Origin of the sequence: Streptomyces sp. NPDC085596, from assembly GCF_044541565.1 — a bacterium.
In the GTDB taxonomy this organism is placed as follows: Bacteria; Actinomycetota; Actinomycetes; order Streptomycetales; family Streptomycetaceae; genus Streptomyces.
Genome location: NZ_JBITTC010000005.1, coordinates 16120 through 41925, shown reverse-complemented (window position 1 = coordinate 41925; position 25806 = coordinate 16120). Strand labels below are relative to the sequence as shown.

Below are 25806 nucleotides of genomic sequence, written 5' to 3'. Positions count from 1 at the left end.
GTACCCAGAGCGGACTGGAACGGGAAGGCCACGGTCGCGTGAGTACAGTCCCCCCCACAGACAGCACAGACAGCACAGACACCCAGGACCGCCCCGCGCGGCTCACGGTCGGCGTCGTCGGCGCCGGACGCGTGGGCCCCGCCCTGGCCGCGTCCCTCCAGCTCGCCGGGCACCGCCCGGTGGCCGCCTCCGGCGTCTCCGACGCCTCCCGGAGGCGCGCCGAGAAGCTGCTGCCCGGTGTGCCCCTGGTGCCTCCGGCCGAGGTCCTCCGGCGCGCCGACCTGGTGCTGCTCACCGTCCCCGACGACGCCCTGCCGGGCCTGGTCACCGGCCTCGCCGAGACCGGCGCCGTCCGGCCCGGCCAGCTGCTCGTGCACACCTCCGGCCGGTACGGCGTCTCGGTGCTCGAACCGGCCCTGCGCGCGGGCGCGCTGCCGCTCGCGCTGCACCCGGCGATGACCTTCACCGGCAGCCCGGTGGACGTCCAGCGCCTGGCGGGCTGCTCCTTCGGAGTCACCGCGCCCGAGGAGCTGCGGCTCGCGGCCGAGGCCCTGGTCATCGAGATGGGCGGCGAGCCGGAGTGGATCAGTGAGGAGAACCGCCCGCTGTACCACGCGGCCCTCGCCCTCGGCTCCAACCACCTGATCACCCTGGTCGCCCAGTCCATGGAGCTGCTGCGCACGGCCGGGGTCGGCGCCCCCGACCGGATGCTCGGCCCGCTGCTCGGCGCCGCCCTGGACAACGCCCTGCGCTCCGGTGACGCCGCCCTCACCGGCCCCGTCGCGCGCGGGGACGCGGGCACGGTCGCCGCGCACATCGCCGAGCTGCGCGAGCACTCCCCGCAGACCGTCGCCGGCTATGTGGCGATGGCCCGCGCGACCGCCGACCGCGCCCTCGCGCACGGCCTGCTCAAGGCCGAGCTGGCCGAGGACCTGCTCGGCGTGCTCGCCGACCAGGGGACCGGCACCGGCTCCGGCACCGGCACCGATGCCGACGGAGACGACGAAGAGAACGGCCCCGAGGGGAACGACCGATGACCACCGCCCTGCTGAGCACCGCAGACGAGCTGCACGCGCGCGTGCGCCACGGCCGCCGTGCCGTCGTGATGACCATGGGCGCCCTGCACGAGGGCCACGCCACGCTGGTCCGCGCCGCCCGCGAGATCGCCGGGGCGGACGGCGAGGTCGTCGTCACCGTCTTCGTCAACCCGCTCCAGTTCGGCGCGGGCGAGGACCTCGACCGCTACCCGCGCACCCTGGACGCCGACCTCGCGCTCGCCGGACGCGCGGGTGCCGACGCGGTGTTCGCCCCGGCCGTGGACGAGGTCTACCCCGGCGGCGAGCCCCAGGTGCGGATCACCGCGGGCCCCATGGGCGGCCGGCTGGAGGGCGCCACCCGCCCCGGCCACTTCGACGGCATGCTCACCGTCGTCGCCAAACTGCTGCACCTCAGCCGGCCCGACGTGGCCCTGTTCGGTCAGAAGGACGCCCAGCAGCTCGCGCTGATCCGGCGCATGGTCCGGGACCTCAACTTCGGCGTGGACATCGTCGGCGTGCCCACCGTCCGCGAGGAGGACGGGCTCGCCCTGTCCAGCCGCAACCGCTACCTCGCCCCCGAGGAGCGCGCCACCGCCCTCACCCTGTCCCGCGCCCTGTTCGCGGGCCGCGACCGGCACGCGGCACAGGAGGCGCTGCGCGCGCGGGCCCTGGAGGTGCCGTCCACGCACGCGCGCGCCGAGGCACTGAGCGCCATAGGCGAGTCGCGGGCGGCGGCCGACGCGCACGCCGTGGCCACGGCCGCGCCCGGCGGCCCGGCGGCCGTCCGCGCGGCCGCCCGCCAGGCCCTGGACGAGGCCGCCCGCTTCGACCCGCCGCTCGACCTGGACTACCTCGCCCTGGTCGACCCGGCCGACTTCACCGAGATCGCCGACGACTTCACCGGCGAGGCCGTCCTCGCGATCGCCGCGCGGGTCGGCTCGACCCGGCTGATCGACAACATCCCGCTCACCTTCGGCAGCCCTGGAGCCGCCTTGTGACCAGCACCGGCATACGACTGCACGCCCCCGCCCCCGGCTGGTCCATCCCGGCCGACGTCGTGGTCGTCGGCTCCGGCGTGGCCGGCCTGACCGCCGCGCTGCGCTGCGAGGCGGCTGGCCTGACGACGGTCGTCGTCACCAAGGCCCGCCTGGACGACGGCTCCACCCGCTGGGCGCAGGGCGGCATCGCGGCCGCCCTGGGCGACGGCGACACCCCCGAGCAGCACCGCGACGACACCCTGGTCGCGGGCGCGGGCCTGTGCGACGAGGACGCCGTACGCCTCCTGGTCACCGAGGGCCCCGACGCCGTACGGCGGCTGATCGCCACCGGCGCCCGGTTCGACACCGACGACGCGGGCTCCATCGAGCTCACCCGCGAGGGCGGCCACCACCGGCGCCGCATCGCCCACGCGGGCGGCGACGCGACCGGTGCGGAGATCTCCCGCGCCCTGGTCGACGCCGTCCGCGCGCGGGGCCTGCGCACCATCGAGAACGCGCTCGTCCTGGACCTGCTCACCGACGCCGAGGGCCGCACCGCCGGCGTCACCCTGCACGTCATGGGCGAGGGCCAGCACGACGGCGTGGGCGCCGTGCACGCGCCCGCCGTGGTGCTCGCCACCGGCGGCATGGGCCAGGTGTTCTCCGCGACCACCAACCCCTCGGTGTCCACCGGCGACGGCGTGGCGCTGGCGCTGCGCGCGGGCGCCGAGGTCAGCGACCTGGAGTTCGTGCAGTTCCACCCGACCGTGCTGTTCCTCGGCCCCGACGCCGAGGGCCAGCAGCCGCTGGTCTCGGAGGCGGTACGCGGCGAGGGCGCCCACCTGGTCGACGCCGACGGCGTGCGCTTCATGGTCGGGCAGCACGAGCTGGCCGAGCTGGCCCCGCGCGACATCGTCGCCAAGGGCATCACGCGGCGGATGCAGGAGGTGGGCGCCGAGCACATGTATCTCGACGCCCGGCACTTCGGCGCCCACATGTGGGAGCACCGTTTCCCGACCATCCTGGCCGCCTGCCGCGCCCACGGCATCGACCCGGTCACCGAGCCCATCCCGGTCGCCCCGGCCGCCCACTACGCCTCCGGCGGCGTCCGCACCGACGACCGCGGCCGCAGCACCGTCCCCGGCCTGTACGCGTGCGGCGAGGTCGCCTGCTCCGGCGTGCACGGCGCCAACCGGCTCGCCTCCAACTCCCTGCTCGAAGGGCTCGTCTACGCCGAGCGCCTCGCCGCCGACATCGCGGCCGAGCACACCGCGAACGGCGCGCACACGCGCGTGCCCGCGCCCGTCCCGCACTCCGGCACGCCCACGCACCCCCTGCTGGCGCCCGAGGACCGGCTCGCCGTGCAGCGGATCATGACCGAGGGCGCGGGCGTGCTGCGCTCGGCCGGTTCCCTCGAACGCGCGGCCCGGCGCCTTGCGGAGCTGCACATCCGCGCCAGCGACGCCCTGGACGGCGAGGGCAAGACCGCCGAGCCCGGCGTCGACACCTGGGAGGCCACCAACCTCCTGGACGTGGCCCGTGTCCTCGTGGCCGCGGCGGCTCTGCGCGAGGAGACCCGGGGCTGCCACTGGCGCGAGGACCACGCCGACCGCGACGACGTCCACTGGCGCCGCCACCTGGTGGTGACCCTCCGCGCGGACCGTTCGCTGGCCGTACGCACCACCGAGAGCGCAGACTTCCCCCCTACCCGGTGACACCTCTGTCCACCGGGTGAACCCGCGTCCCCAGGAGCAGTGACGAACGTGAGCACCGACGACCTTCCCCTCGCCCCGACCGGCGGCTGCGGCGACGGCTGCGCCTGCGGCGCGGACGAGGAGGGCGAAGAGCAACTGGAGTGCGGGCTCGACCCCACGCTCGCCGCGCTGCTGGCCGAGGCCGGGCTCGACCCCGTCGAGGTCGAGGACATCGCCAACGTCACCGTCCAGGAGGACCTGGCCGGCGGCGTCGACGTGACCACCGTGGCGACCATCCCCGAGGACGCGGTGGCCACCGCCGACTTCGTCGCCCGCGAGGCCGGCGTGGTGGCGGGCCTCAGGATCGCCGAGGCCGTGCTCTCCGTGGTCTGCGAGGACGAGTTCGAGGTCGAGCGGCACGTCGACGACGGCGACCTGGTCGAGGCCGGACAGCGCCTGCTGTCGGTCACCACCCGCACCCGCGACCTGCTCACCGCCGAGCGCAGCGCGCTGAACATCCTGGGCCGCATGTCCGGCATCGCGTCCGCCACGCGCGCGTGGGCCGACGTGCTGGAGGGCAGCCGCACCCGCGTGCGCGACACCCGCAAGACCACCCCCGGCCTGCGCTCCCTGGAGAAGTACGCGGTGCGCTGCGGCGGCGGCGTCAACCACCGCATGTCGCTGTCCGACGCCGCCCTGGTCAAGGACAACCACGTGCTCGCCGCCGGCGGCGTGACGCAGGCGTTCAAGGCCGTACGGGAGACCTTCCCGGACCTGCCGGTCGAGGTGGAGGTCGACACCCTGCACCAGCTGCGCGAGGCCGTGGACGCGGGCGCCGACCTGATCCTGCTGGACAACTTCACCCCCGGCGAGTGCGCCGAGGCCGTCGCCGTCGTCGCCGGCCGCGCCGAGCTGGAGGCGTCCGGTCGGCTCACCCTGGAGAACGCGCGCGCCTACGCCGACACCGGCGTGGACTTCCTGGCCGTAGGCGCCCTCACCCACTCCTCGCCGGTGCTCGACATCGGCCTGGACCTGCGCCCGGCGGAGTGAAGCGGATGCTGCTCACGATCGACGTCGGCAACACCCACACCGTCCTCGGCCTGTTCGACGGCGAGGACATCGTCGAGCACTGGCGCGTGTCCACCGACCCGCGCCGCACGGCCGACGAGCTGGCGGTGCTGCTCCAGGGCCTGATGGGCACGCACCCGCTGCTCGGCGAGGAACTGGGCGACGGCATCCACGGCATCGCCATCTGCGCCACCGTGCCTGCGGTGCTGCACGAACTGCGCGAGGTCACCCGCCGCTACTACGGCGACGTGCCCTCGGTGCTGGTCGAGCCCGGCGTCAAGACCGGGGTGCCGGTGCAGTTCGACAACCCCAAGGAGGTCGGCGCCGACCGCATCATCAACGCGGTCGCCGCCAACGAGCTGTACGGCGGCCCGGCGATCGTCGTCGACTTCGGCACGGCGACCACCTTCGACGCCGTCTCCGCGCGCGGGGAGTACGTCGGCGGGGTCATCGCGCCCGGCATCGAGATCTCGGTGGAGGCACTTGGCGTCAAGGCCGCGCAGCTGCGCAAGATCGAGGTGGCCCGCCCCCGGAACGTGATCGGCAAGAGCACCGTCGAGGCCATGCAGTCCGGCATCATCTACGGGTTCGCCGGCCAGGTCGACGGGGTGGTCGGCCGGATGGCGCGCGAGCTGGCAGACGATCCCGACGACGTCACCGTGATCGCCACCGGCGGTCTGGCGCCGATGGTGCTGGGGGAGTCCTCGGTGATCGACGAGCACCAGCCCTGGCTGACCCTGATCGGCCTGCGCCTGGTCTACGAGCGCAACGTGCCGCGCAGGTAGCCGGGCGTGTACGGGTGGGGCCCAGGGCCGGGCGGGGGAACCCTGGGTCCGACACGCGTTACACGGCGCCCCATTCCGTAACTTTTGTCCGATTAGCGGTAGCGTCGCCGCATGCCCACGCCATACGGAACTCGCGGCGGCATGGCGTTCGGCGCGGAGGAGCTGCGTGTGCTCCGCCGCGCCCTCGCCCTCGCCCTCCACCCCGGCACGGCCTCGGCCGAGGACGTGCAGGACTGCTTCCGCCTCGCCGACTCGGTCGACGAGGCACTGGACGAAGCGGCTCGCCTGCGCGCCTTCCTCCTGGCCGACCTGGACCGCTACCGCGCCGCCCTGCCCGGCACCGCGGCCGGCTACCTCGCCCTGCTCCAGGAGGCGCTCGGCGCCGGGCACCAGCCCGTCCCGGACGACCTCGCGGCCCTCCGCGCGCTGCGCGGCAACCCGGTGGCGGCCGCACTGCTGCCCCACTGCCAGGATCTCGTCGAGCGATGCGTCCGCGCCCGCTTCGCGGCGGGCACGCCCACCGTCCCCGCCCCCGCCGCACCACCCTCCCGCGCCCGTCTGCTGGCCCTTCCGGGCGGCGCGGAGGCGTCCCGGCCCACCGGGGCCGACGAGTCCGGCGAAGCCTCTCAGAAGCCCGCTGAGGAGCCCACCCGGCCCCCGGCTCCGCGCCCCGGCGAGCGCCCCGCCGAACCGGCCGCCCCCAAGCGCCCCGTCCCCACCCCCGGCGAGGTCTTCCCGCGCCGCAAACCGCAGTCACCGCCCGCCGGTCAGGACCACGCCCACCACCTCGCCGCGGGCTGACCTGGCCCTATGGGGCGGGGGAGGTCATACCGCCCACCCCGCCCCGGTCCGGTCGTCCCGCGTGGCTACTCTGGAGCCATGGACTACGTCTCCGCGCTGGTGCCCCCCTTCGTCATGGCCGCCTTCTTCATCGGTGTGGTCAGGGTGATCGTGAAGACCCAGGGCGGGGCGGCCAAGGGCAAGGAGGACGCGGCCGTCGACGCCGCCCTCGCGCGTGCGGAGAGCGCCCGCCAGGCCGCCCCCGGCGACGCCTGAGCGGCCCCCGCACCCCTTCCGCGCCACCTCAGGGCGCACGGCCCGCACGCCGTGCGCCCTTTTTGCTCCCGTTCAGGATGAACGTGCACGTCGGCCCCGCTTTGGCTGGATCTCCCACTATTATTTGCTTTGTGCCTCGCCCCCTGGGAGATCTCGAAGACGCCGTCATGTCACGGGTGTGGAAGTGGAACCGCCCGGTGACCGTCCGGGAAGTCCTGGAAGACATCCAGCAGGAACGCTCCATCGCGTACACCACCGTCATGACGGTTTTGGACAATCTCCATCAGAAGGGCTGGGTCCGCCGTGAGGCGGAAGGGCGCGCCTATCGATATGAGGCCGTCTCCACCAGAGCCGCCTACGCGGCCGCGCTCATGAACGACGCCTGGTCGCAGAGCGACAACCCGGCCGCCGCTCTCGTCGCCTTCTTCGGGATGATGAGCGAGGAACAGCGCCAGGCCCTCAGTGACGCCATCCGTATCGTCCAAGGGCCGCAAACGCGGGAGAACCCCGGCTCGGCGGAGGAGACCGGCGGGCGATAGCGTCCGCTCATGTCAGCGAAGAGCCCCGAAGTCTCCGCGAATGCCATCACCGTCCGGCGGGCCCGGACCAGCGATGTTCCCGCTGTACGCCGACTCCTCGACGCCTACACCGGTGACCGCATCCTGCTCGACAAAGCACCGGTCACGCTTTACGAGGACATCCAGGAGTTCTGGGTCGCGGAACGCGACGACAACGCCGAGGTCGTCGGCTGCGGTGCCTTGCACGTCATGTGGGAAGACCTCGCGGAAGTCCGCACTCTCGCGGTGGACCCGGCCCTCAAGGGCGCCGGAGCGGGGCACCGGCTGCTGGGAAAGCTGCTGGAGACCGCGCGCCGGCTCGGCGTTCGCCGCGTTTTCTGTCTGACCTTCGAAGTCGACTTCTTCACCAAGCACGGCTTCGTGGAGATCGGTGAGACGCCGGTCGATGCCGATGTGTACGCGGAGCTCTTGCGCTCCTATGACGAGGGTGTCGCGGAGTTCCTCGGTCTCGAACGAGTGAAACCCAACACCTTGGGCAACAGCCGGATGCTTCTGCATCTGTGATCGCCAATGCCCTGGTTCCCTATGTCCGAAACGCGCATGTTTCCGGACGGGAGAGGGTGCGGGGTCTCTCCCCGAGGGTTTGTGTTTTTCCGGCAAAAGCGGTTTGCTTTCCGGCGTACTGCTGCACTGCATATAACAGGGGCGGCTAAACGGCGTACGCCGCAGACCTCCCCGTCCTCACGTTTTCGATGAAAGGAAATCCGGTGGCACAGAAGGTTCAGGTCCTTCTTGTCGACGACCTCGACGGCGGCGAGGCTGACGAGACCGTGACGTTCGCGTTGGACGGCAAGACGTACGAGATCGATCTCACGACCGCCAATGCGGACAAGCTGCGCGGTCTTCTCGACGCGTATGTGAAGGGCGGCCGTCGCACCGGAGGCCGTTCCTCCGGTGGTCGCGGCAAGGCCCGCGCCGCTTCCGGTGGCAACCAGGACACCGCGGCCATCCGCGCCTGGGCCAAGGAGAACGGCTACGACGTGAACGACCGCGGCCGCGTTCCCGCGTCCATCCGCGAGGCTTACGAGAAGGCCAACGGCTGATCACGCCCCCGCACGGGCGGCTCGGCGCCCACCCGCCGCAGCCGGACCCGATGGCACTGCGCTGCCACGGTGTCCACCAGCCGCACGAGATCGGGGGCGCCTTTCACGCCCTCGAAGGACGGCAGCGCGGGCAGCGCCGCCTCCACATCGCGCCCCGGCTCGGGGGGTCGCAGCCATACGGCGACCCCCTGCAAGGCCCCGGCCACCGGCCCGCCGCCGGGACGCGGCACCGCCACGGCCCGCACGGGCGGCGCAGGCGCCTCCAGCAGGCCCCCGGCGCCCAGCGCCCGCAGGTCCAGCGCCAGCGCCCCCCACTCCAGCCAGTCGAGCAGGCCGGGCAGCTCCTCCGCGCTGCCCGCGGCCACCAGCAGCCGCATCCGGCCGCCCATGAGGGCCACCGGGGAATCCGGCGCCAGATGCCGCAGCGCCACCGCCCCCGCCTCGGCCGGGACGTCCAGCACGTCGAAACGCACCCCCGTCACCAGCCGCAACGGCGCTCCGGGCGCCGTGGTCCAGCCCAGCACCTGTTCGTACCAGTGCCGGGCCGCCGTTTCGGGGGCCGGGCCGGGCGGACGCCTCGGGCGCGGGAAGGGGAGCGCCGATGACGCCGGGGAAGACGCTGGGGAAGACGCCGGGGGAATTGAGCCAGCCATGCCAGGTGCAACCACCGAAGCCCTCCGATAGTTACGCTGAGCGTCCGGACGGTCGCGCTGTGTGCGGCAAGGGGGAGCGCATGGGCGCACGGGGAGTCGCGAGGTTGTTCGCCCATAGCGGAGGGAACCGGTGCGCTCGGCATGGACCGCCGGTCCCCGCGGGTAAGACATGCCTAGTGGGAGGGGGCGACACGCAGGAAAGGCCGTCTCACGTTCGCCATCGGCGTACTGGTGAGTGGGGTAACTGCCTGGCCTGCGGGAACATCGTCTCGCACCATCGAGTTGGAGCAGATGTCGGCGTTCGGGGTCAGGAGGCCATCGACGGTGTCGGCAGTTGGAATGAGCGGTCCCCGCTTGCGGGACTAAGCTGCGGAAGGACAGGGAGGGGAAGTTCCCCCCACTGCCTGACCGCTCTGAGGAGCGATTAACGATGTTCGAGAGGTTCACCGACCGCGCGCGGCGGGTTGTCGTCCTGGCTCAGGAAGAAGCCCGGATGCTCAACCACAACTACATCGGCACCGAGCACATCCTCCTGGGTCTCATCCACGAGGGTGAAGGTGTCGCCGCTAAGGCCCTGGAGAGCCTCGGCATTTCGCTTGAGGCGGTCCGTCAGCAGGTGGAGGAGATCATCGGTCAGGGCCAGCAGGCCCCGTCCGGCCACATCCCCTTCACCCCCCGTGCCAAGAAGGTTCTGGAGCTCTCGCTCCGCGAGGCCCTTCAGCTCGGCCACAACTACATCGGTACCGAGCACATCCTGCTCGGCCTGATCCGTGAGGGCGAGGGCGTCGCCGCCCAGGTCCTGGTCAAGCTGGGCGCAGACCTCAACCGGGTGCGGCAGCAGGTCATCCAGCTGCTCTCCGGCTACCAGGGCAAGGAGACCGCCACCGCCGGCGGCCCGGCCGAGGGCACCCCCTCGACCTCCCTCGTCCTGGACCAGTTCGGCCGGAACCTCACCCAGGCCGCTCGTGAAACCAAGCTCGACCCGGTCATCGGGCGCGAGAAGGAGATCGAGCGGGTCATGCAGGTGCTGTCCCGCCGTACGAAGAACAACCCGGTGCTGATCGGTGAGCCCGGCGTCGGCAAGACCGCCGTCGTCGAGGGCCTCGCCCAGGCCATCGTCAAGGGTGAGGTGCCCGAGACCCTCAAGGACAAGCACCTCTACACCCTGGACCTCGGTGCCCTGGTCGCCGGCTCCCGCTACCGCGGTGACTTCGAGGAGCGCCTGAAGAAGGTCCTCAAGGAGATCCGCACCCGCGGCGACATCATCCTGTTCATCGACGAGCTGCACACGCTGGTCGGTGCGGGTGCCGCCGAGGGCGCGATCGACGCCGCCTCCATCCTCAAGCCGATGCTGGCCCGTGGTGAGCTGCAGACCATCGGTGCCACCACGCTGGACGAGTACCGCAAGCACCTGGAGAAGGACGCCGCTCTCGAGCGCCGCTTCCAGCCGATCCAGGTCGCGGAGCCGTCGCTGCCGCACACGATCGAGATCCTCAAGGGCCTGCGCGACCGGTACGAGGCGCACCACCGCGTCTCCATCACCGACGAGGCGCTGGTCCAGGCCGCCACCCTGGCCGACCGGTACATCTCGGACCGCTTCCTGCCGGACAAGGCGATCGACCTGATCGACGAGGCCGGTTCCCGGATGCGCATCCGCCGGATGACCGCGCCGCCGGACCTCCGCGAGTTCGACGAGAAGATCGCCGGTGTCCGCCGGGACAAGGAGTCCGCGATCGACTCGCAGGACTTCGAGAAGGCCGCCTCCCTGCGCGACAAGGAGAAGCAGCTCCTGGCCGCCAAGGCCAAGCGGGAGAAGGAGTGGAAGGCCGGCGACATGGACGTCGTCGCCGAGGTCGACGGCGAGCTGATCGCCGAGGTCCTCGCCACCGCCACCGGCATCCCGGTCTTCAAGCTGACCGAGGAGGAGTCCAGCCGCCTGCTCCGCATGGAGGAGGAGCTGCACAAGCGGGTCATCGGCCAGATCGACGCCGTCAAGGCGCTCTCGAAGGCGATCCGCCGTACCCGCGCCGGTCTGAAGGACCCGAAGCGTCCCGGTGGCTCGTTCATCTTCGCCGGTCCGTCCGGTGTCGGTAAGACCGAGCTGTCCAAGGCGCTCGCCGAGTTCCTCTTCGGTGACGAGGACGCGCTGATCTCCCTCGACATGTCGGAGTTCAGCGAGAAGCACACGGTCTCGCGTCTCTTCGGTTCGCCCCCCGGCTACGTGGGCTACGAGGAGGGCGGCCAGCTCACCGAGAAGGTGCGCCGCAAGCCGTTCTCCGTCGTCCTCTTCGACGAGGTCGAGAAGGCCCACCCGGACATCTTCAACTCGCTGCTGCAGATCCTGGAGGACGGTCGCCTGACCGACTCCCAGGGCCGGGTCGTGGACTTCAAGAACACGGTCATCATCATGACGACCAACCTCGGCACGCGGGACATCTCCAAGGGCTTCAACCTGGGCTTCGCCGCCTCCGGCGACACGAAGACCAACTACGAGCGCATGAAGAACAAGGTGTCGGACGAGCTGAAGCAGCACTTCCGTCCCGAGTTCCTCAACCGCGTCGACGACGTGGTGGTCTTCCCGCAGCTGACCCAGGCCGACATCCTCCGGATCGTCGACCTGATGATCGGCAAGGTGGACGAGCGTCTGAAGGACCGGGACATGGGCCTCGAGCTCTCCCAGTCCGCCAAGGAGCTGCTCGCCAAGAAGGGCTACGACCCGGTGCTGGGCGCGCGTCCGCTGCGTCGCACGATCCAGCGCGAGGTCGAGGACACCCTCTCGGAGAAGATCCTCTTCGGCGAGCTGCGCCCCGGTCACATCGTGGTCGTGGACACCGAGGGCGAGGGCGACGCCCAGACCTTCACCTTCCGAGGCGAAGAGAAGGCGGCCCTCCCGGACGCCCCGCCGATCGAGCAGGCGGCTGGTGGGGCTGGTCCCAACCTGAGCAAGGACGCGTAGCCCTCCGGGGGTTCGCGTAGGTTCGAAAGGGGCCGGTGCCTTTGGGTGCCGGCCCCTTTCGGTGTTTGTCAGAGGGCGGAGGGTCGGGGCCGTAGGCTCACAACTTCGACCCCCGGAAAGTCCTTTTCGTACGCGCTCACGTCCAGCACTATGCCGTGGTGCGTGGCGAGATTGACGGTGCGCAGATTCGGGCACAGTCGGCCGAGCGCGCTCAAATCCTCGAAACCCTGGACGCTGAACACCCATAGGACTTCGATGTGGGGAAGCTCAACACGGGCACACTGATCCGCCGCTTGCACAAGAACAGAAAGCTCACTGAGGGACCGGTGCCTGGCAAGCTCGGACCAGTCTTCGGCCGTCAGCATTCCCGCCTTGCTGAACAGATCCAGCCGCTTGAGCGTCGACCAGCGTCCCAATCCCCGCAGACCGCCTGCTGTCAGCGCTCCCTCGCCCAGATACAGCCTGTTCAGCGGGGCATCTCCAGGAAGATCTCGCAGCCCTCCGGTCAGCGCGCTTGCCACCGACAGGTCTTGCAAAGTAGTTAGGTCATCGAGACCCGAGATCGTGCCTACGCCGTGCAGGGTCAATTCGGTGAGGCTCAGATCCGCCAGTGGGGAAAGGTCTCTCACCTCAGGGCATGCGATCAGAGTGACGCGATCCAGGGAACCGAGGGCGGTGAGCGGCCGCAGATCGTGAAGCAAGGGATTCTCCGAGATGGCGATCTTCCGCACGCCTCTTGAGATCACCCGCATGATGTCTGTCAGGTGGTGCTCCCCGTCGAACGCTAGCCGGGCACGCGACCCAAGGCGAGGAAGAGCGCGCAGAACCTCCTGCGAGGAAACACTGACAAAGAAGTCCGGGGAGGCTACCTGAGCCAGCACTTCTTCGGCGTATGCAACCGCGTCGAATTGGTCCCACGCCCGCACCAGATTCGTCCGTACCCGATCCGAAGGATGCGTGGTGTACCGCGCCAGCAGCGGCACCGCAGCGTCAGTGCCGACCAGAACCGCTGTGGCGGTCACTGCCTCGGCCTCCTCGTCGGACAGGCCCTCGGGACCCGGCAGCAGCTCCAGTACCAACGGGCCGGCAAGAGCGAGTTCCCTCGCTTCATCTGCCGTCCGTGGCGGCAGCAATTTTCTTGCCTGGACCTCAATCTCCTGCCTTACCGACGGGTCCAGTTCCGTGGCGTGTTCCAAGCAGGCCATGGCTAGGAGGTGAGCGCGGTTGTCCGGGTTTGACACCAGTAGACCCAGCAGTTCCGCCCGCTCCCTGGGCCTAGCCTGGGCCACTGCCATGCGGATCACGTCGGACCACTGGTCGTCGCAGGCGTGGGCGGCCAGGAGGCCGAAGTCGCCTGCTTCCACGGCCGCCCGCGCGCCCAGGTAGTCCTGGAAGGTGCGGTGGACGAAGTGGAGGGTGTCGGGGGACGGGGCGATCAGCAGGCCGGTGCGGACCAGGAAATGGCGGAGGACCGCTTGCGCATCTCCCAATGCCGACGCCGCCGGTACCGCCGGCAGGCCCTCCGCGATGATGCTTTCCGCGCGGTCTCGGTCCAGTTCGGTGCGGCCGTTGCGGATCAGCCAGTACGCGAGGCGTTGCAGCAACTGGAGTTGGGGCTCCTCGCTCAACTCCGGGACGGCCATGTCCCGTTCGCGGTCGCGGCGCGTCAGCAGCATGGAGAGGGCGGACTCGTACAACTCCTTGCGGCCGTGCGGGAGATACCCGCGTCGGTCGCGGTGCAGGGCGCAGATCAGGCCGCACATCAGGGGGTTGGTGGCGAGGCGGCCCAAGTCGGGCTTGGTGCGGACCGCGTCGAGCAACTGGGCCCGGTACGCGGCCAGTAGCTCGTCCTCCTCGGGGACGTCCGTCGAGGCGGCCCCGTGCCAGCGGTGGATGAAGGAGGCGACGTCGGAGGGGCTCATCGCGGAGAGGGCCAGCTCTGTGAAGCCGTCGTCGGCGAGCCACTCGTCGTCCACGGCCGAGGGGCGGGACGTGATGAGCCAGCGGTTGCCGGGGAACGTCTCCGCGAGGTCGCGCAGCCAGGCGCGGGCCCGTTGCCGCTCGCGTTCCGGCACCTCGTCGAGACCGTCGATCAGGATGAGGCCCCGTCCGGAGGCCAGTACGCGGTACTCCCAGCCGTCCGGCTGGGCCCCGTCGAGCGGGCAGCCGACGGCAGTCAGGAACCGTGCGGCGGACGGCAGTTGCTCGCCGTGGCGGGTGAGGGTGCGCAGGGGGAGGACGAAGGGGACGCGGCCCGCGAGGTGGGCCATGCGGCCGGTCGGCTCGGTGGCGGCCGATACCGCGAGCCACTGGACCAGCGTGGTCTTGCCCGAGCCCGCGACGCCGCGCAGCAGTACCCGGTCGTGTCCGGCCAGCGCCTCGTCGGCGGGTACGCGGACCGGCTTGGCGGGTGCCGTGCCGAAAGCCGAGCCGAGGGGGTCGCTGTCGTGCCGGACCGCCTCCAGGCTCAGATAGGCGGCGTCGAGCGGCCAGCGCCCCGGCGAATTGGTGAGGTCGATGCCGTAGATCGTGAGCCTGCCGTGCTTCTTCGCCAGGTGGGCCAGGTAGCGGGTCTCGAAGTCGCGGTCCTGGGTGTCCGGTCTGCGGGTCCGGGCCAGCAGTTCGTCGACACCGGCGGCCGTCCGGGCCTGCGCGCGGCTCTGTTCGATGACCGTACGGGCCAGGAAGGTGGGCCGGCGGCTGAAGAATTCGAGGATCTGGCCGCAGGCCCACTCGGTGGCCCGCTCCAGGAACAGGTCGGCGTCGCCGGAGAGTCCGTCGGGCCTCGGGGCGGCTCGCCCCAGGTGGCCGGCCAGTCCACGCTCATCGAGCTGGGCGGCCTGCACCACGGCCATGTCGATGTCGCCGAGCGCGAGCAGTCTGCGGGTCAGGGCCTCGGTGACAGCAGTCTCCTCGTCGCGGGCGAAGGGCGGCTCACCCGGTGTGTCCAGCGCCTCCTCGACCAGGTGCGTGGCGAGCCGGCGCATCTCCTTCTCGCCCAGGTGCCGCTTCTCCCCGCCGAGGGAGACCCGGTCGCTCAGCCGCACGGGCTTCGGGACCAGCCCGGCACCGGGGCCGTCGGCCGGGAACACCTTCTTCAGCAGCGAGGCGAGCAGCCCGGAGGCCAGCTTGCCGCCGATGGCTGTCGGCTCCATCCGTCACCCCCGTGGTCGTGGATGGAGCCTAGCCAGCAATTTCGGGTCAGGTCAGGACAACTGCCCGTCATAGTCCGGGAGTTTGAAGGTCCTCTCCGCGTGGCCGCCGGTCAGGTCGGAAGGGCTGTTGCCTATGTTGGCGATGATTGTGTAGCCCTGGCGTTCGATGTCGGCGCGTTGGGCGGTCTTGTAGGCGGCGACGTCCTTGAAGAGGTCGGTGAGGCCGCGTACGCGGAGGTCGGTCACGCGGTAGCCGTCGTGTTCCAGGTTGTAGGACGTGGGCCAGTGGAGGAGGCCGGGGCGGGCCGTGACGAAGACGAGGGCCACGCCGTGGTCCTGGGCGTACTGGGCGACCTTCAGGACGGGGCGGTTGGCGGGCTGGGGGTACTGGAAGCCGAAGTCGGTCTCCAGCGTGGTGTTGTCCACGTCCAGGACGATGGCCTGCTTCTCGGCGGCACTGGAGGCCGCGCGGCTCTGGATGTAGGGGAGTGCCTCGTCCATCACCCGCCCGCAGTCCTGCTGCCAGGTGGCGTAGTCGACGGCGGCGGTGGCGGCCGCGGGGGCGGCCTCGGCAGGAGCGGCGAGCGCGGTGAGCGCGGTGAGCGCGGTGAGCGCGGCGGTGGAGACGGCGACGACGGCGGTCCGGCGCGCCCAGGGGCGTCTGGTCATGAAGAACATGAAGAAGGGGAGTCCTCTCGCGTCCGTACGGTGCGGTGCATGCTCTGCGGAGCGGGTGGCGCGAGGGGAACCGTAGGGTTACCGGACGGTAGGTTGCTAGAGGCGGGCGTCACATTTATGGGGTCCCCGACCTGGCCCGCCGGTGACATGCCGCACAGGCGAAATGTCCGGTACTACCCCGGATAGTGGGGATTCAAATCCGGACAAACATGGGCGTACGCCTCAGAACCCACAGTGATACCGGCACGTCGTCCCCGCTGGTCCCGCCGGGGTGCGAGGTCTGTCAAGAGATGGGCGATTTTGGACTGCTCTACTACCTCGTGCCGTAGATGGGCCCATTGAACCCGGATGGGGTGAGGGGTTACCAATGTGGAGTCCCGCCCGGCACACGGTGAAACATCCGTACGCCGGGTGGCTCTCTGTCTCCGAGTTCATGAGGTATCGATGTTCAAGCGTTCCACGTCTGTCCGTACGTCCGCGCTCCGCACTCGCGTGGCTGTCCTGGCCGCCGGTGTCGGTGCCGCGGCCGTGCTGGGTGGCGGGGTTGCCAGCGCCGCCTCCGCCTCCGCGACCTCCTGGGTCGACCCGGTGAAGAAGTACACCCTCTCCGCCAGCTTCGACCAGGGCGGCAGCCACTGGGCCCACAAGCACAGCGGTCAGGACTTCGCGGTGCCCACCGGCACCGAGGTCCTCGCGGCCCACGGCGGCACCGTCGTCAAGGCCGGCCCGAACGGCGCCGGTGACGGTCCCGCGTACGGCAACGCCATCGTCATCAAGCACGGCAACGGTCTGTACTCGCAGTACGCCCACCTGTCCCGTGTCGACGTCAAGATCGGCCAGGTCGTCAAGACCGGCCAGCACATAGCCAAGTCCGGCAGCACCGGTAACTCCACCGGCCCGCACCTGCACTTCGAGATCCGCAAGACGCCGAACTACGGCTCGGCCGTCAACCCGGTCAACTTCCTGCGGTCCCACGGCGTTCACGTCTGAGCCCTGGGCCACCGCCCCCCGGCCCTCACCGGCCACCGACGGTAGTCCGGACCCCGGATGTCCGGACTACTTCCTGCCGCGGGCGCCCTCGTGCGCCTGCGTCACCAGATCCACGGCGACTTCGAGAACCGCTTCGCGCTTCTTCTCGGGGTCGCCTTCCAGGTCCGCCATCACGAACATCCCGGCGTGCAGAGTGAAGAGCGCGCTGATCGAGCGGACCTGGTCCACCATCTCGGCATCGGGGTCGATGATGATCTCCCTGAGACCCTTCATCCGTTCCTTGAACGTGTCCCCGATGCGCAGTTCCCGCACCGTCGCCTGGTTCTCCTGCATGAACCGGAAGAGCGGCTGCGCCCCGGCCAGCGCCGCGCTGTAGCGCCGCACGATCTCCTGCTTGGTCTCCAAGGTGTGCGGCTGGCTGCGGCCCCACTCGATCAGATCCTCGATCGGCTGCGTCAGATCCGCGAAGAGACTGACGATGATCTCTTCCTTCGTCTTGAAGTGGTAGTAGAGAGCCGCCTTGGTGACATCGAGGTGCTCGGCGATCTCGCGCAGCGAGGTCTTCTCGTACCCCTGTTCCGCGAAGAGTTCGAGCGCGACGTCCTGGATGCGCTGGCGGGTGTTCCCGCGGCGCTGCTGCTTGGTGCCGTCCATGGTGTCGCCCATCCTCGTACTCCGCCCGCTCCCGCGGAAACTTACTTGACGCCCGGCTAGTAGCAGGCTACCTTCCACTGTACTGAACTAGCCGGGCGGCAAGTAAGTAGTAGCCGCCAGGGGGAGTGGGAGAAATGGCGGACACGCAGACGGCCGCAGCGGGCCAGGCGGAGCCCGAGCAGCCGGAGAAGCAGCCGAAGAGCGTACGAGTGGTCCTGCTCGCGCTCATGATCGCCATGATGCTGGCGATGCTGGACAACATGATCGTGGGCACCGCGATGCCCACCATCGTGGGCGATCTGGGCGGGCTCGAGCACCTGTCCTGGGTCGTGACGGGGTACACCCTCGCCACCGCGGCCTCGACCCCGGTCTGGGGCAAGATCGGTGACATGTACGGGCGCAAGGGCGCCTTCCTCGGCTCGATCGTGATCTTCCTGATCGGCTCCGCGCTGAGCGGTATGGCCCAGGGCATGGGTGAGCTGATCGCGTTCCGGGCCGTCCAGGGTCTGGGCGCCGGTGGTCTGATGGTCGGCGTCATGGCGATCATCGGCGACCTGATTCCGCCGCGTGAGCGCGGCAAGTACCAGGGCATGATGGCCGGCGTCATGGCGCTGGCGATGATCGGCGGCCCGCTGGTCGGTGGCACCATCACCGACAACTGGGGCTGGCGCTGGACCTTCTACATCAACCTGCCGCTCGGCGCGGTCGCGCTGGCGCTGGTCTCCGCCGTGCTGCACCTGCCGAAGAAGCGGGCCAAGGCGGGCATCGACTACCTCGGTGTGGTCCTGCTGACCGTCGGCATCACCGCGATCGTGCTGGTCACCACGTGGGGCGGTACCGAGTACGCCTGGACCTCCGCGCGGATCATGGAGCTGGCCGCCCTCGGCGTCGTCTCGCTGGTCGGGTTCGTGTACTGGCAGACCAAGGCCGCCGAGCCGGTGCTGCCGCTGCACATCTTCCAGAGCCGCAACTTCACCCTGATGTCCCTCATCGGCTTCGTCACCGGCTTCGTGATGTTCGGCGCGACGCTCTTCCTGCCGCTGTACCAGCAGGCCGTGCAGGGCGCCTCCGCCACCAACTCCGGGCTGCTGCTCCTGCCGATGCTCGGCGCGATGCTGGTGACCTCGATGGTCGCGGGCCGGGTCACCACGGGCAGCGGTCGCTACAAGATCTTCCCCGTGGCCGGCGGCGCGCTGATGATCGTCGGGCTGTACCTGATGTCCACGATGGACACCGGCACCACCCGGCTGACCTCCGGGATCTACATGGCCGTGGTCGGCGCGGGCATGGGCTGCCTGATGCAGGTGACCATGCTGGTCGCGCAGAACAGCGTGGAGATGAAGGACATGGGCGTCGCGTCCTCCTCCGCCACCCTGTTCCGTACCCTCGGCTCCTCGTTCGGTGTGGCCGTCATGGGCGCCCTGTTCAACAACCGCGTGCAGGACGTCATGAGCGAGCGCGCCGGTGCGCTGGGCAAGGGCGTCACCGAGAAGTCCGCCCAGCTCGACGCGGCCAGTCTCGCCAAGCTGCCGGCGGCGGCGCGGGAGGCGTACCAGCACGCGGTGTCCGCGGGTACGCACTCCGCGTTCCTCCTCGGCTCCGCCATCGCCGTCGCGGTCCTCGTCGCGGCCGTCTTCGTCAAGGAGGTCCCGCTGCGCGGCGGCCCCCAGAAGCCGTCGACCGAGCCGACGGACGCGGTCCCGGCCCCGGTGACCGAAGCGGTCTGACCCACCCCGCTCCTTCGAAGGCCCCCCGACCGACAGTCGGGGGGCCTTCGGCGTGTCGGAGGTGCTCAGCCACGCAGGGTCGGCGGCACCGTATAGCTGCCCGTCGCCGTAGGGGCGTGTTCGGGGAGCCAGAGGACCGCCACCGCGCCCTCGCCGAGGGGGCGGATGTTGCGGAAGGTGAGGCGGGCGCCGAGGACGCGGGCCTGGCCGGCGGCGATGGTGAGGCCGAGGCCGTGGCCCTGGCCGGCACGGTCCTCGCTGCCGGTGCGGAAGCGGAGCGGGCCCTTAGCGAGGAGTTCCTCGGGGAAGCCGGGGCCGTGGTCGCGTATCCGGATCACCCGGCCCTCGACGGTCACCTCGATGGGCGGCTCGCCGTGCCGCGCGGCGTTGGTCAGCAGGTTGAGCAGCACCCGCTCCAGCCGGCGCGGGTCGGTGGTGACCTCCGACTCGTGCACCACCCGTACCGTGATGTCCGGGTCCTTCGCCGCCACCCGCCGGGCCACGAACTCGCCCAGCATGATGTCCTGCAGCTCGGCCCGCTCGGAGGCCCCGTCCAGCCGGGCCACCTCCAGCACGTCCTCCACCAGCTTGCGCATGGCCTTGGCCCGGTCGAGGACCAGCTCCGTGGGACGGCCGGGCGGCAGCAGCTCGGCGGCCGTGAGCAGCCCCGTCACCGGGGTACGCAGCTCGTGCGCGATGTCCGCGGTGACCCGCCGCTCCGCCTCCAGCCGCTGGCGCAGCGCGTCCGCCATCGCGTCCACCGCGCGCGCCAGATCGTCGGCCTCGTCCCGGACCACCCCGCCGATGGCTTCCCGTACCCGTACGTCGGTCTCGCCCGTGGCCAGCCGGTTCGCGGCCACCGCCGCCTTGCGCAGCCGCCGGGACAGCTGGCCGCCGATCACCACGCCGAGCGCGCTCCCGCCGAGCACCACCGCGATGGAGCCGATGAGCAGCGCCTGGTCGAGGTCGGCCAGCACATCCGCGGACTTGTCCGGGAAGGCGCCGTGCAGCGACAGCACATGGCCGTTCTTGACCGGCACCGCGGCCCAGATGTCCGGCTCGCCGCTGCCCGTGTCGCTGACGTAACTGGCCCGGCGCCCCTCCTCCACCTTGTGCCGCAGCTCGGCCGGCATCGCGGGGTCGTCGATCTTGATACTGGGGAAGTTGGGCCGGCCGGCCAGCTCGTAGTTGCGCTGGGCGAGCTGGACCCGCTGGTTGGCCAGGTCACGGGCGTTGTCCAGCATCGAGACCCGGGCCGCGTTGTGCACGACCAGGCTCAGCGCGATCGCCACCAGCCCCGCGACCAGCGCGATGGCCGCGCTCAGCTTCCACCGCAGACCGGTGCGCAGGCCCACGCCCGCCACCCGCCGCACGGGGCGTTTGAAGAGACTCCGCATGACCGCGCTCAGCCCCGCAGCTTGTAGCCGAAGCCCCGGACCGTCTCGATCCGGTCCTGGCCGATCTTCTGCCGCAGCCGCTGCACATGCACGTCGACCACGCGGGTGTCCCCGCCCCAGCCGTAGTCCCAGACCCGCTCCAGCAGCTTGTCGCGGGAGAGCACGGTGCCCGGCGCGCCGGAGAACTCCAGCAGCAGCCGCATCTCGGTCGGGGTGAGCGCCACCGGCTGCCCGGCCCGCCGCACCTCCATGCCGTCGGTGTCCACCTCCAGCTCGCCGAAGGTCAGTACCCCGTCGGAGCCCGCCGAGGCGTCCGTCCCGCCACCCGCCGGGTGCCCGGCGTGCCCGAAGCGGCGCAGCACCGCCCGGATACGGGCGACCAGCACCGCGCCGTCGAACGGCTTGGTCACGTAGTCGTCGGCGCCCGCCTCCAGGCCCAGCACCACGTCGATGGAGTCCGCCCGCGCCGACAGCATGATCACCGGCACCGTCGACTCGTCCCGGATACGACGGCACAGACTGACCCCGTCCAGCCCCGGCACCATCACGTCCAGCAGGGCGATGTCCGGCCGGTCGGCGCGGAACGCCGCGAGCCCCGAGAGACCGTCGGGCATGGCGGTGACCGCGAAGCCGTCCCGCTCCAGGGCGAGCTGGGTGGCCTCGCGGATGACGTCGTCGTCCTCGACGAACAGGACGTGGGTGTGCTCTGGCATCCGGGTGCTCTCAGTCCTCGTGGTCCTCGTGGGCCCTCTTGGTCATGGCGCCGTGTCAGTCGCCCGGCACGGCGGACGGCTCGTGGCCCACCGCTCCGCTGTAGTCGGTGTGCACGGGCTTGCCGGGCGTGAACCGGCCCGCCTTCCACCTGTACGGGATCACGTCCTCGCCGGACGGGCTGGAGATGGGGTCCCCCTTGCTGTACACCTGCTTGGTCACGGTCAGCACGCCCTGGTCGATCTCCGCGTAGACCGGCGATTCCTCGGTCCTGAACACGTTCCGGTACGAGCCGTCGGTCTCCCGGTACACATACGCACCGATTCCCACCGCGTCGGCGCAGGTCAGCACGTTGATCACGACGTCGGTGCGGTCCGAGCCGGTCAGATCGCCGTAGGAGACGTCCACCGGGTAGTCGTCACCGCTGCCACACGGCTTCAGCTCGTGCTTGACGGCGGCCGAGACCGCCGGGTCCCGCTTCAGCAGGCTCACCGCGTCGACGCGGTGGTAGCCGGCCGCCGGGCTGGGGGAGGGGGAGGCGGGCGCCGCGCCGGCCACGGCGGAGGCGTGCGCCGGACCCTCGTCCCGCGCCCCGGTGCCGCCGGCGCCGCAGGCGGTCGCGGAAAGGCCGATGGCGGCGATCCCGGCCACCGCCGTGATCACCGCACGTACGCCTCGGACACGTCCGGGCCCCCCGTTCAGGCCGCGCAACGCTCCCGCTCCTCACGCTCCAGCGCGCGTGCCTCCAGACCGCGGGTCTCCAGCTCCTCGCGGAGCCGGGCGAGCGCCCGGTGCAGCGTGCTCTTGACCGTGCCCGCGGACATGCCGAGGGCCGCGGCCGTCTCTTCCGTGGACATCTGCTCCCAGTGTCGCAGCACCACGACACTGCGCTGCTTGGGAGCCAGCACCTTGAGGATGTCCATCAGCAGGGCCCGGTCGGCGTACTGCTCGGTGGAGTCCGCCACCGTGGCCTCCGGGAGCTGCTCGGTCGGCACTTCCTCCAGCTTGCGCGCCCGCCACCACTCCGTCCGGGTGTTGATCATGACGCGGCGCAGATAGGCGTCGGCGAGCCGCTTGTCGGCGATGCCCTCCCAGCGCCCGTACGTCCGGGCCAGCGCGGTCTGGAGCAGATCCTGCGCGTCCACCGGGTCCGGTACCAGCCGGCGGGCACTGCGCAGCAGCGCGTCCTGCCGGGTCCGTACGTACTCCTCGAACTCGAGCACCTCGCCCTGCGCCATGACCGACCGCCTTCCGTCTCCCCGTAGCCCCGGCTCACGCCCGGGTCCCTCTTCCACCGGCCCGGTGGTCCGCCGGGCACAGGATGAAGCTACGGAGCGGTTGTCACGGAGCTGTCCGAAGCAGCCAGCGGCCGGCCCTCGGCTGTCCGTCGGTTGTGTAACAGCGGTGGGTCCGGGGTAAGGAATGTGCCCGCCATGTCCCGTTACAGCATGCTTTGGTGGCCGTGGCGGGCTGTGCCGGTCGGCCCGTGCGCTGTGACCTCGCTGTGCGTCAGCTCAGCGGCAGCCGGTACATGCCGCCCGGCAGCGGCTCCACCAGGCCGTCCGTGACGAGCCCGTCGAGCGCGCGGGCCCGCTGCACCGGCTCGTGCCACACCCGGTCCAGCGCCGTCTGCGGCACCGGCACATGCGCGTCCCGCAGCACCGCGAGCAGCTTCCCGCGCACCTGGCGGTCGGTGCCCGCGTACGTCTGACCGCGCCGGGGCGGGCCCTCGTGCTCCGGCTTGCCCGCGAGCCGCCAGGCGCACTGCGCGGCGATCGGGCAGCGGTGGCACTCCTCGTTCTTCGCCGTGCACACCAGCGCGCCCAGCTCCATGGAGGCCGCCGCCCAGCGCGCGGCCGTGCCGTCCTCGGCGGGCAGCAGCTCGCGGGCCATCCTGCGCTCGGCGGCCGTGGTGGCGTTCGGCGGGTAGCGCACCCCGGTCACCGCCCGCGCGAAGACCCGGCGCACATTGGTGTCCAGCACCGGATGCCGCTGCCCGTAGGCGAAGGAGGCCACGGCTGCGGCCGTGTACTCGCCGATGCCGGGCAGCGCCAGCAACTGGGCATGGTCGGTGGGTACGTCACCGCCGTGCCGCTCCGTTATGGCGACGGCCGCGCCGTGCAGCCGCAGCGCGCGGCGCGGGTAGCCGAGCCGGCCCCAGGCGCGCACCGCCTCGCCCGGCGGCTCCTTCGCCAGGTCGGCCGGGCGGGGCCAGCGGGCGAGCCACTGTTCGTAGACGGGCAGCACCCGGCTGACCGGGGTCTGCTGGAGCATGAACTCACTGACCATCACGCCCCACGGCCCCGCCTCCGGGCGGCGCCAGGGGAGGTCGCGGGCGTGGGTGTCGAACCAGTCGATCACTGGGGCGTGAAGCTTCTCAGTCATGGCCTTCCGATCCTGCCACGCCCGACGCGGACCGGAGGGGTCACCGCCCGCACACGGAGCGTCGCGCTGGGCGCAAGGTGCCGGTGTGCGAGGGAAGTTACCGGGATGATGATCCGGAAAAGTTGGTGCGAGGGCGGCGGGGGACGCGAGTCGCGGGCATGATCTCTCGTAGAGTTTCCGCGTGGGATCTCTGCGCAATCCGGTCGGGCCGCTCCCCTCCTCCATCTACTGGCGACGGAGGGTCGTCATGGTGTCCGTGTGCGCCCTGTTGGCGCTCGTGGTCGCCTGGATCGTCGTGTCGGGCGGCGGGGGAGGCAAGAACGGCGCCAACGGTCCCGACGGCAAGAATCCCGCGTCCACGATCACACCGGGCCCCTCCGCGTCCGGCCCCGCGATCAGCCAACACCCCGGCGGGCGCGACGAGTCGGGCAGTGGCGGCTCCGGCGACGGCGGTTCGGGCGACGGGTCCGGTGACGGCTCCGGCTCGGACGGCTCCGGTGACGGCGGCGGTTCCGGCGGTGACTCCGGCTCGGGCACGGGCGGTTCGGGCTCGGCGTCCGGCACGGGCGGCGGCAGTGTCGGCGCGGGCGACGCGCTGGCCGCGTCCTCCCCGCTCCCCGTCTGCGCCCCCGGCAAGGTCACGGTGAGCCTGCGCAGCAAGCACAACTCCTACTCGCCCGACGAGACCCCCACCTTCGAACTCGTCGTACGCAACGGCTCGTCCGGTGACTGCAAGGTCGACCTCGGCCCCGAGCACGCGGTCCTGGCGATCACCCCGGCCGACGGCGACGACCCGTACTGGGCCTCGGACGACTGCCCCAAGGGCGCCAAGAGCCTGGTCTTCCGGGTCCCGGCCGACGAGAGCATCACCTACACGGTGAAGTGGGACCGCCACCCGAGCGCCCCCGAGTGCGCCACCCCGCCGGCCGGCAAGGCCAAGCCGGGCACCTACCTGCTGGAGGCGAAGGCATCGGGCTTCGCCAAGACGAGGACGTCGTTCGTACTGTCGGCGGACTGAGGCAACCGGTGCTTTTCAGGGGGCGCGAGGGGTCTTGTCTTTAGGGGCGCGGGGAACTGCGCGACAAGCCACAGCGGACCCGCACCCGAAACCGAACCGCGCGAAAACTAGACGTACCGCTCCAGAATGGAGGACTCTGCCAGCCGCGAAAGCCCTTCCCGCACGCTACGAGCCCGAGCCTCCCCGACCCCGTCCACCGTCTGAAGATCATCCACGCTGGCGGCGAGCAACTTCTGCAGCCCGCCGAAGTGCTCAACCAGCCGGTCGATGATCGCCCCGGGCAGCCGGGGAACCTTCGCCAGCAGCCGGAACCCGCGGGGCGAAACCGCCGAGTCCAGCGACTCGGGAGACGCGGTGTACCCCATCCCCCGCGCCACCGTGCCCAGTTCGAGCAGCTCCGCATGGCTGAGCGCGTCCAGCTCGAACAGCGCCTCCTCCACCGTGCGCGAGCGCTTCGCCGTCGGCTCGGGCACATAGTCCCGGACGACCAGCTCGCGGTCGGGCTCGACCCCGGCGATCAGCTCCTCCAGCTGGAGCGCCAGCAGGCGGCCGTCCGTACCCAGCTCGACCACGTACTCCGCGATCTCGGTGGCGATGCGCCGGACCATCTCCAGGCGCTGCGCGACCGCGGAGACGTCCCGGACCGTCACCAGGTCCTCGATCTCCAGCGCCGACAGCGTGCCCGCGACCTCGTCCAGGCGGAGCTTGTACCGCTCCAGCGTGGCCAGGGCCTGGTTCGCGCGGGACAGGATCGCGGCCGAGTCCTCCAGGACCCGGCGCTGCCCGTCGACGTACAGCGCGATCAGCCGCATCGACTGGGACACCGAGACCACGGGGAAGCCGACCTGCTTGGAGACGCGGTCCGCCGTGCGGTGCCGGGTGCCCGTCTCCTCCGTGGGGATGGTCGGGTCCGGCAGCAGCTGCACCCCGGCCCGCAGGATCTTCGAGAGGTCCGAGGAGAGCACGATGCCGCCGTCCAGCTTGCACAGCTCGCGCAGCCGGGTCGCGGTGAACTCCACGTCCAGCACGAAACCGCCGGTGCACATCGACTCGACGGTCTTGTCCCAGCCGAGGAGGATCAGCCCGCCGGTGTTGCCGCGCAGTACGCGCTCCAGTCCGTCGCGCAGGGGCGTACCCGGAGCCACGGCGCTCAGCGAGGCGCGCATCAGGCCATCGGTACCGGCACTCCCACCGGACTTTCCGGGAGCTGCTGCCCGGTCGTTGGCTGCCACTGCACTCCTCCG

The 25806-nt window shown here is 71.1% G+C and carries 24 protein-coding genes; 14 read left to right on the top strand and 10 right to left on the bottom strand.

Features of this window, described 5'->3' with window-relative positions:
* Positions 1-38 precede the first annotated feature (38 nt).
* From ACIGA3_RS16280 to ACIGA3_RS16235, 10 genes are all read left to right on the top strand, one after another.
* On the top strand, positions 39-1037 hold the full coding sequence (locus ACIGA3_RS16280; protein ID WP_399715564.1) for a Rossmann-like and DUF2520 domain-containing protein: 999 nt from the start codon (positions 39-41) through the stop codon (positions 1035-1037).
* Positions 1034-2035: a pantoate--beta-alanine ligase gene (gene panC / locus ACIGA3_RS16275; protein WP_399715561.1), complete on the top strand. Its 1002-nt coding sequence runs from the start codon at positions 1034-1036 to the stop codon at positions 2033-2035. Before ACIGA3_RS16280 ends, panC begins: the two co-directional genes overlap by 4 nt.
* On the top strand, positions 2032-3729 hold the full coding sequence (locus ACIGA3_RS16270; protein ID WP_399715558.1) for an L-aspartate oxidase: 1698 nt from the start codon (positions 2032-2034) through the stop codon (positions 3727-3729). The genes panC and ACIGA3_RS16270 overlap by 4 nt, the downstream gene beginning before the upstream one ends.
* A gap of 48 nt (positions 3730-3777) precedes the next feature.
* Positions 3778-4758 (top strand): carboxylating nicotinate-nucleotide diphosphorylase, encoded by a 981-nt coding sequence (gene nadC, locus ACIGA3_RS16265; protein ID WP_399715556.1) that lies wholly within the window; start codon positions 3778-3780, stop codon positions 4756-4758.
* Positions 4759-4763: 5 nt separating this feature from the next.
* On the top strand, positions 4764-5561 hold the full coding sequence (locus tag ACIGA3_RS16260; RefSeq protein WP_399715553.1) for a type III pantothenate kinase: 798 nt from the start codon (positions 4764-4766) through the stop codon (positions 5559-5561).
* 141 nt (positions 5562-5702) lie between these two features.
* The gene (locus tag ACIGA3_RS16255; RefSeq protein ID WP_399716642.1) at positions 5703-6362 is read left to right on the top strand and encodes a hypothetical protein; all 660 of its coding nucleotides are present in this window, start codon (positions 5703-5705) and stop codon (positions 6360-6362) included.
* A gap of 78 nt (positions 6363-6440) precedes the next feature.
* Positions 6441-6617 carry a hypothetical protein gene (locus tag ACIGA3_RS16250; protein WP_399715550.1) on the top strand — a complete coding sequence of 59 codons (177 nt, stop codon included), beginning with the start codon at positions 6441-6443 and terminating at the stop codon, positions 6615-6617.
* Positions 6618-6760: 143 nt separating this feature from the next.
* Complete coding sequence (locus ACIGA3_RS16245) at positions 6761-7156, top strand: BlaI/MecI/CopY family transcriptional regulator (RefSeq protein ID WP_078858492.1); 396 nt, start codon at positions 6761-6763, stop codon at positions 7154-7156.
* A gap of 9 nt (positions 7157-7165) precedes the next feature.
* On the top strand, positions 7166-7699 hold the full coding sequence (locus tag ACIGA3_RS16240) for an amino-acid N-acetyltransferase (RefSeq protein ID WP_399715547.1): 534 nt from the start codon (positions 7166-7168) through the stop codon (positions 7697-7699).
* A gap of 203 nt (positions 7700-7902) precedes the next feature.
* Complete coding sequence (locus ACIGA3_RS16235; RefSeq protein WP_130338348.1) at positions 7903-8238, top strand: Lsr2 family protein; 336 nt, start codon at positions 7903-7905, stop codon at positions 8236-8238.
* On the opposite strand, the gene ACIGA3_RS16230 is transcribed toward ACIGA3_RS16235, so the two are convergent.
* Entirely contained in the window at positions 8217-8891 is a 675-nt protein-coding gene (locus ACIGA3_RS16230) for an SCO3374 family protein (protein ID WP_399715544.1), read from the bottom strand. The genes ACIGA3_RS16235 and ACIGA3_RS16230 overlap by 22 nt on opposite strands.
* A gap of 430 nt (positions 8892-9321) precedes the next feature.
* On the opposite strand from ACIGA3_RS16230, the gene ACIGA3_RS16225 reads away from it, so the two are divergent.
* Positions 9322-11847 carry an ATP-dependent Clp protease ATP-binding subunit gene (locus tag ACIGA3_RS16225; protein WP_399715541.1) on the top strand — a complete coding sequence of 842 codons (2526 nt, stop codon included), beginning with the start codon at positions 9322-9324 and terminating at the stop codon, positions 11845-11847.
* A 68-nt stretch (positions 11848-11915) separates the two neighbouring features.
* Here the strand turns inward: ACIGA3_RS16225 and ACIGA3_RS16220 are convergent, their stop codons facing one another.
* Together ACIGA3_RS16220 and ACIGA3_RS16215 are read right to left on the bottom strand one after the other, a co-directional pair.
* On the bottom strand, positions 11916-15002 hold the full coding sequence (locus ACIGA3_RS16220; RefSeq protein WP_399715538.1) for an NACHT domain-containing protein: 3087 nt from the start codon (positions 15000-15002) through the stop codon (positions 11916-11918).
* Between the two features lie 51 nt (positions 15003-15053).
* Positions 15054-15671 carry an HAD family acid phosphatase gene (locus tag ACIGA3_RS16215; protein ID WP_399715535.1) on the bottom strand — a complete coding sequence of 206 codons (618 nt, stop codon included), beginning with the start codon at positions 15669-15671 and terminating at the stop codon, positions 15054-15056.
* A 453-nt stretch (positions 15672-16124) separates the two neighbouring features.
* Here ACIGA3_RS16215 and ACIGA3_RS16210 point away from each other — a divergent pair, with 453 nt between their 5' ends.
* Positions 16125-16670, top strand: a complete 546-nt coding sequence (locus tag ACIGA3_RS16210) for a M23 family metallopeptidase (RefSeq protein ID WP_399715532.1) — start codon at positions 16125-16127, stop codon at positions 16668-16670.
* A 66-nt stretch (positions 16671-16736) separates the two neighbouring features.
* Here the strand turns inward: ACIGA3_RS16210 and ACIGA3_RS16205 are convergent, their stop codons facing one another.
* Positions 16737-17336, bottom strand: coding sequence for a TetR/AcrR family transcriptional regulator (locus tag ACIGA3_RS16205; protein WP_399715529.1), 600 nt, complete (start codon positions 17334-17336; stop codon positions 16737-16739).
* 122 nt (positions 17337-17458) lie between these two features.
* Here ACIGA3_RS16205 and ACIGA3_RS16200 point away from each other — a divergent pair, with 122 nt between their 5' ends.
* Positions 17459-19051 (top strand): MDR family MFS transporter, encoded by a 1593-nt coding sequence (locus ACIGA3_RS16200; RefSeq protein ID WP_399715527.1) that lies wholly within the window; start codon positions 17459-17461, stop codon positions 19049-19051.
* Between the two features lie 65 nt (positions 19052-19116).
* On the opposite strand, the gene cseC is transcribed toward ACIGA3_RS16200, so the two are convergent.
* The 5 genes from cseC to ACIGA3_RS16175 form a co-directional block, all read right to left on the bottom strand.
* The gene (gene cseC / locus ACIGA3_RS16195) at positions 19117-20448 is read right to left on the bottom strand and encodes a two-component system sensor histidine kinase CseC (RefSeq protein WP_399715524.1); all 1332 of its coding nucleotides are present in this window, start codon (positions 20446-20448) and stop codon (positions 19117-19119) included.
* Between the two features lie 8 nt (positions 20449-20456).
* Positions 20457-21161: a two-component system response regulator CseB gene (gene cseB, locus ACIGA3_RS16190; protein ID WP_399715522.1), complete on the bottom strand. Its 705-nt coding sequence runs from the start codon at positions 21159-21161 to the stop codon at positions 20457-20459.
* 55 nt (positions 21162-21216) lie between these two features.
* The gene (locus ACIGA3_RS16185; RefSeq protein WP_399715520.1) at positions 21217-21822 is read right to left on the bottom strand and encodes a hypothetical protein; all 606 of its coding nucleotides are present in this window, start codon (positions 21820-21822) and stop codon (positions 21217-21219) included.
* A 35-nt stretch (positions 21823-21857) separates the two neighbouring features.
* Positions 21858-22397 carry a SigE family RNA polymerase sigma factor gene (locus ACIGA3_RS16180; RefSeq protein ID WP_399715518.1) on the bottom strand — a complete coding sequence of 180 codons (540 nt, stop codon included), beginning with the start codon at positions 22395-22397 and terminating at the stop codon, positions 21858-21860.
* Positions 22398-22668: 271 nt separating this feature from the next.
* The gene (locus ACIGA3_RS16175; protein ID WP_399715515.1) at positions 22669-23544 is read right to left on the bottom strand and encodes an A/G-specific adenine glycosylase; all 876 of its coding nucleotides are present in this window, start codon (positions 23542-23544) and stop codon (positions 22669-22671) included.
* Positions 23545-23725: 181 nt separating this feature from the next.
* On the opposite strand from ACIGA3_RS16175, the gene ACIGA3_RS16170 reads away from it, so the two are divergent.
* Complete coding sequence (locus tag ACIGA3_RS16170; protein WP_399715512.1) at positions 23726-24562, top strand: hypothetical protein; 837 nt, start codon at positions 23726-23728, stop codon at positions 24560-24562.
* 107 nt (positions 24563-24669) lie between these two features.
* On the opposite strand, the gene disA is transcribed toward ACIGA3_RS16170, so the two are convergent.
* Positions 24670-25794, bottom strand: a complete 1125-nt coding sequence (disA, locus tag ACIGA3_RS16165) for a DNA integrity scanning diadenylate cyclase DisA (protein ID WP_399715510.1) — start codon at positions 25792-25794, stop codon at positions 24670-24672.
* Positions 25795-25806: the final 12 nt, after the last annotated feature.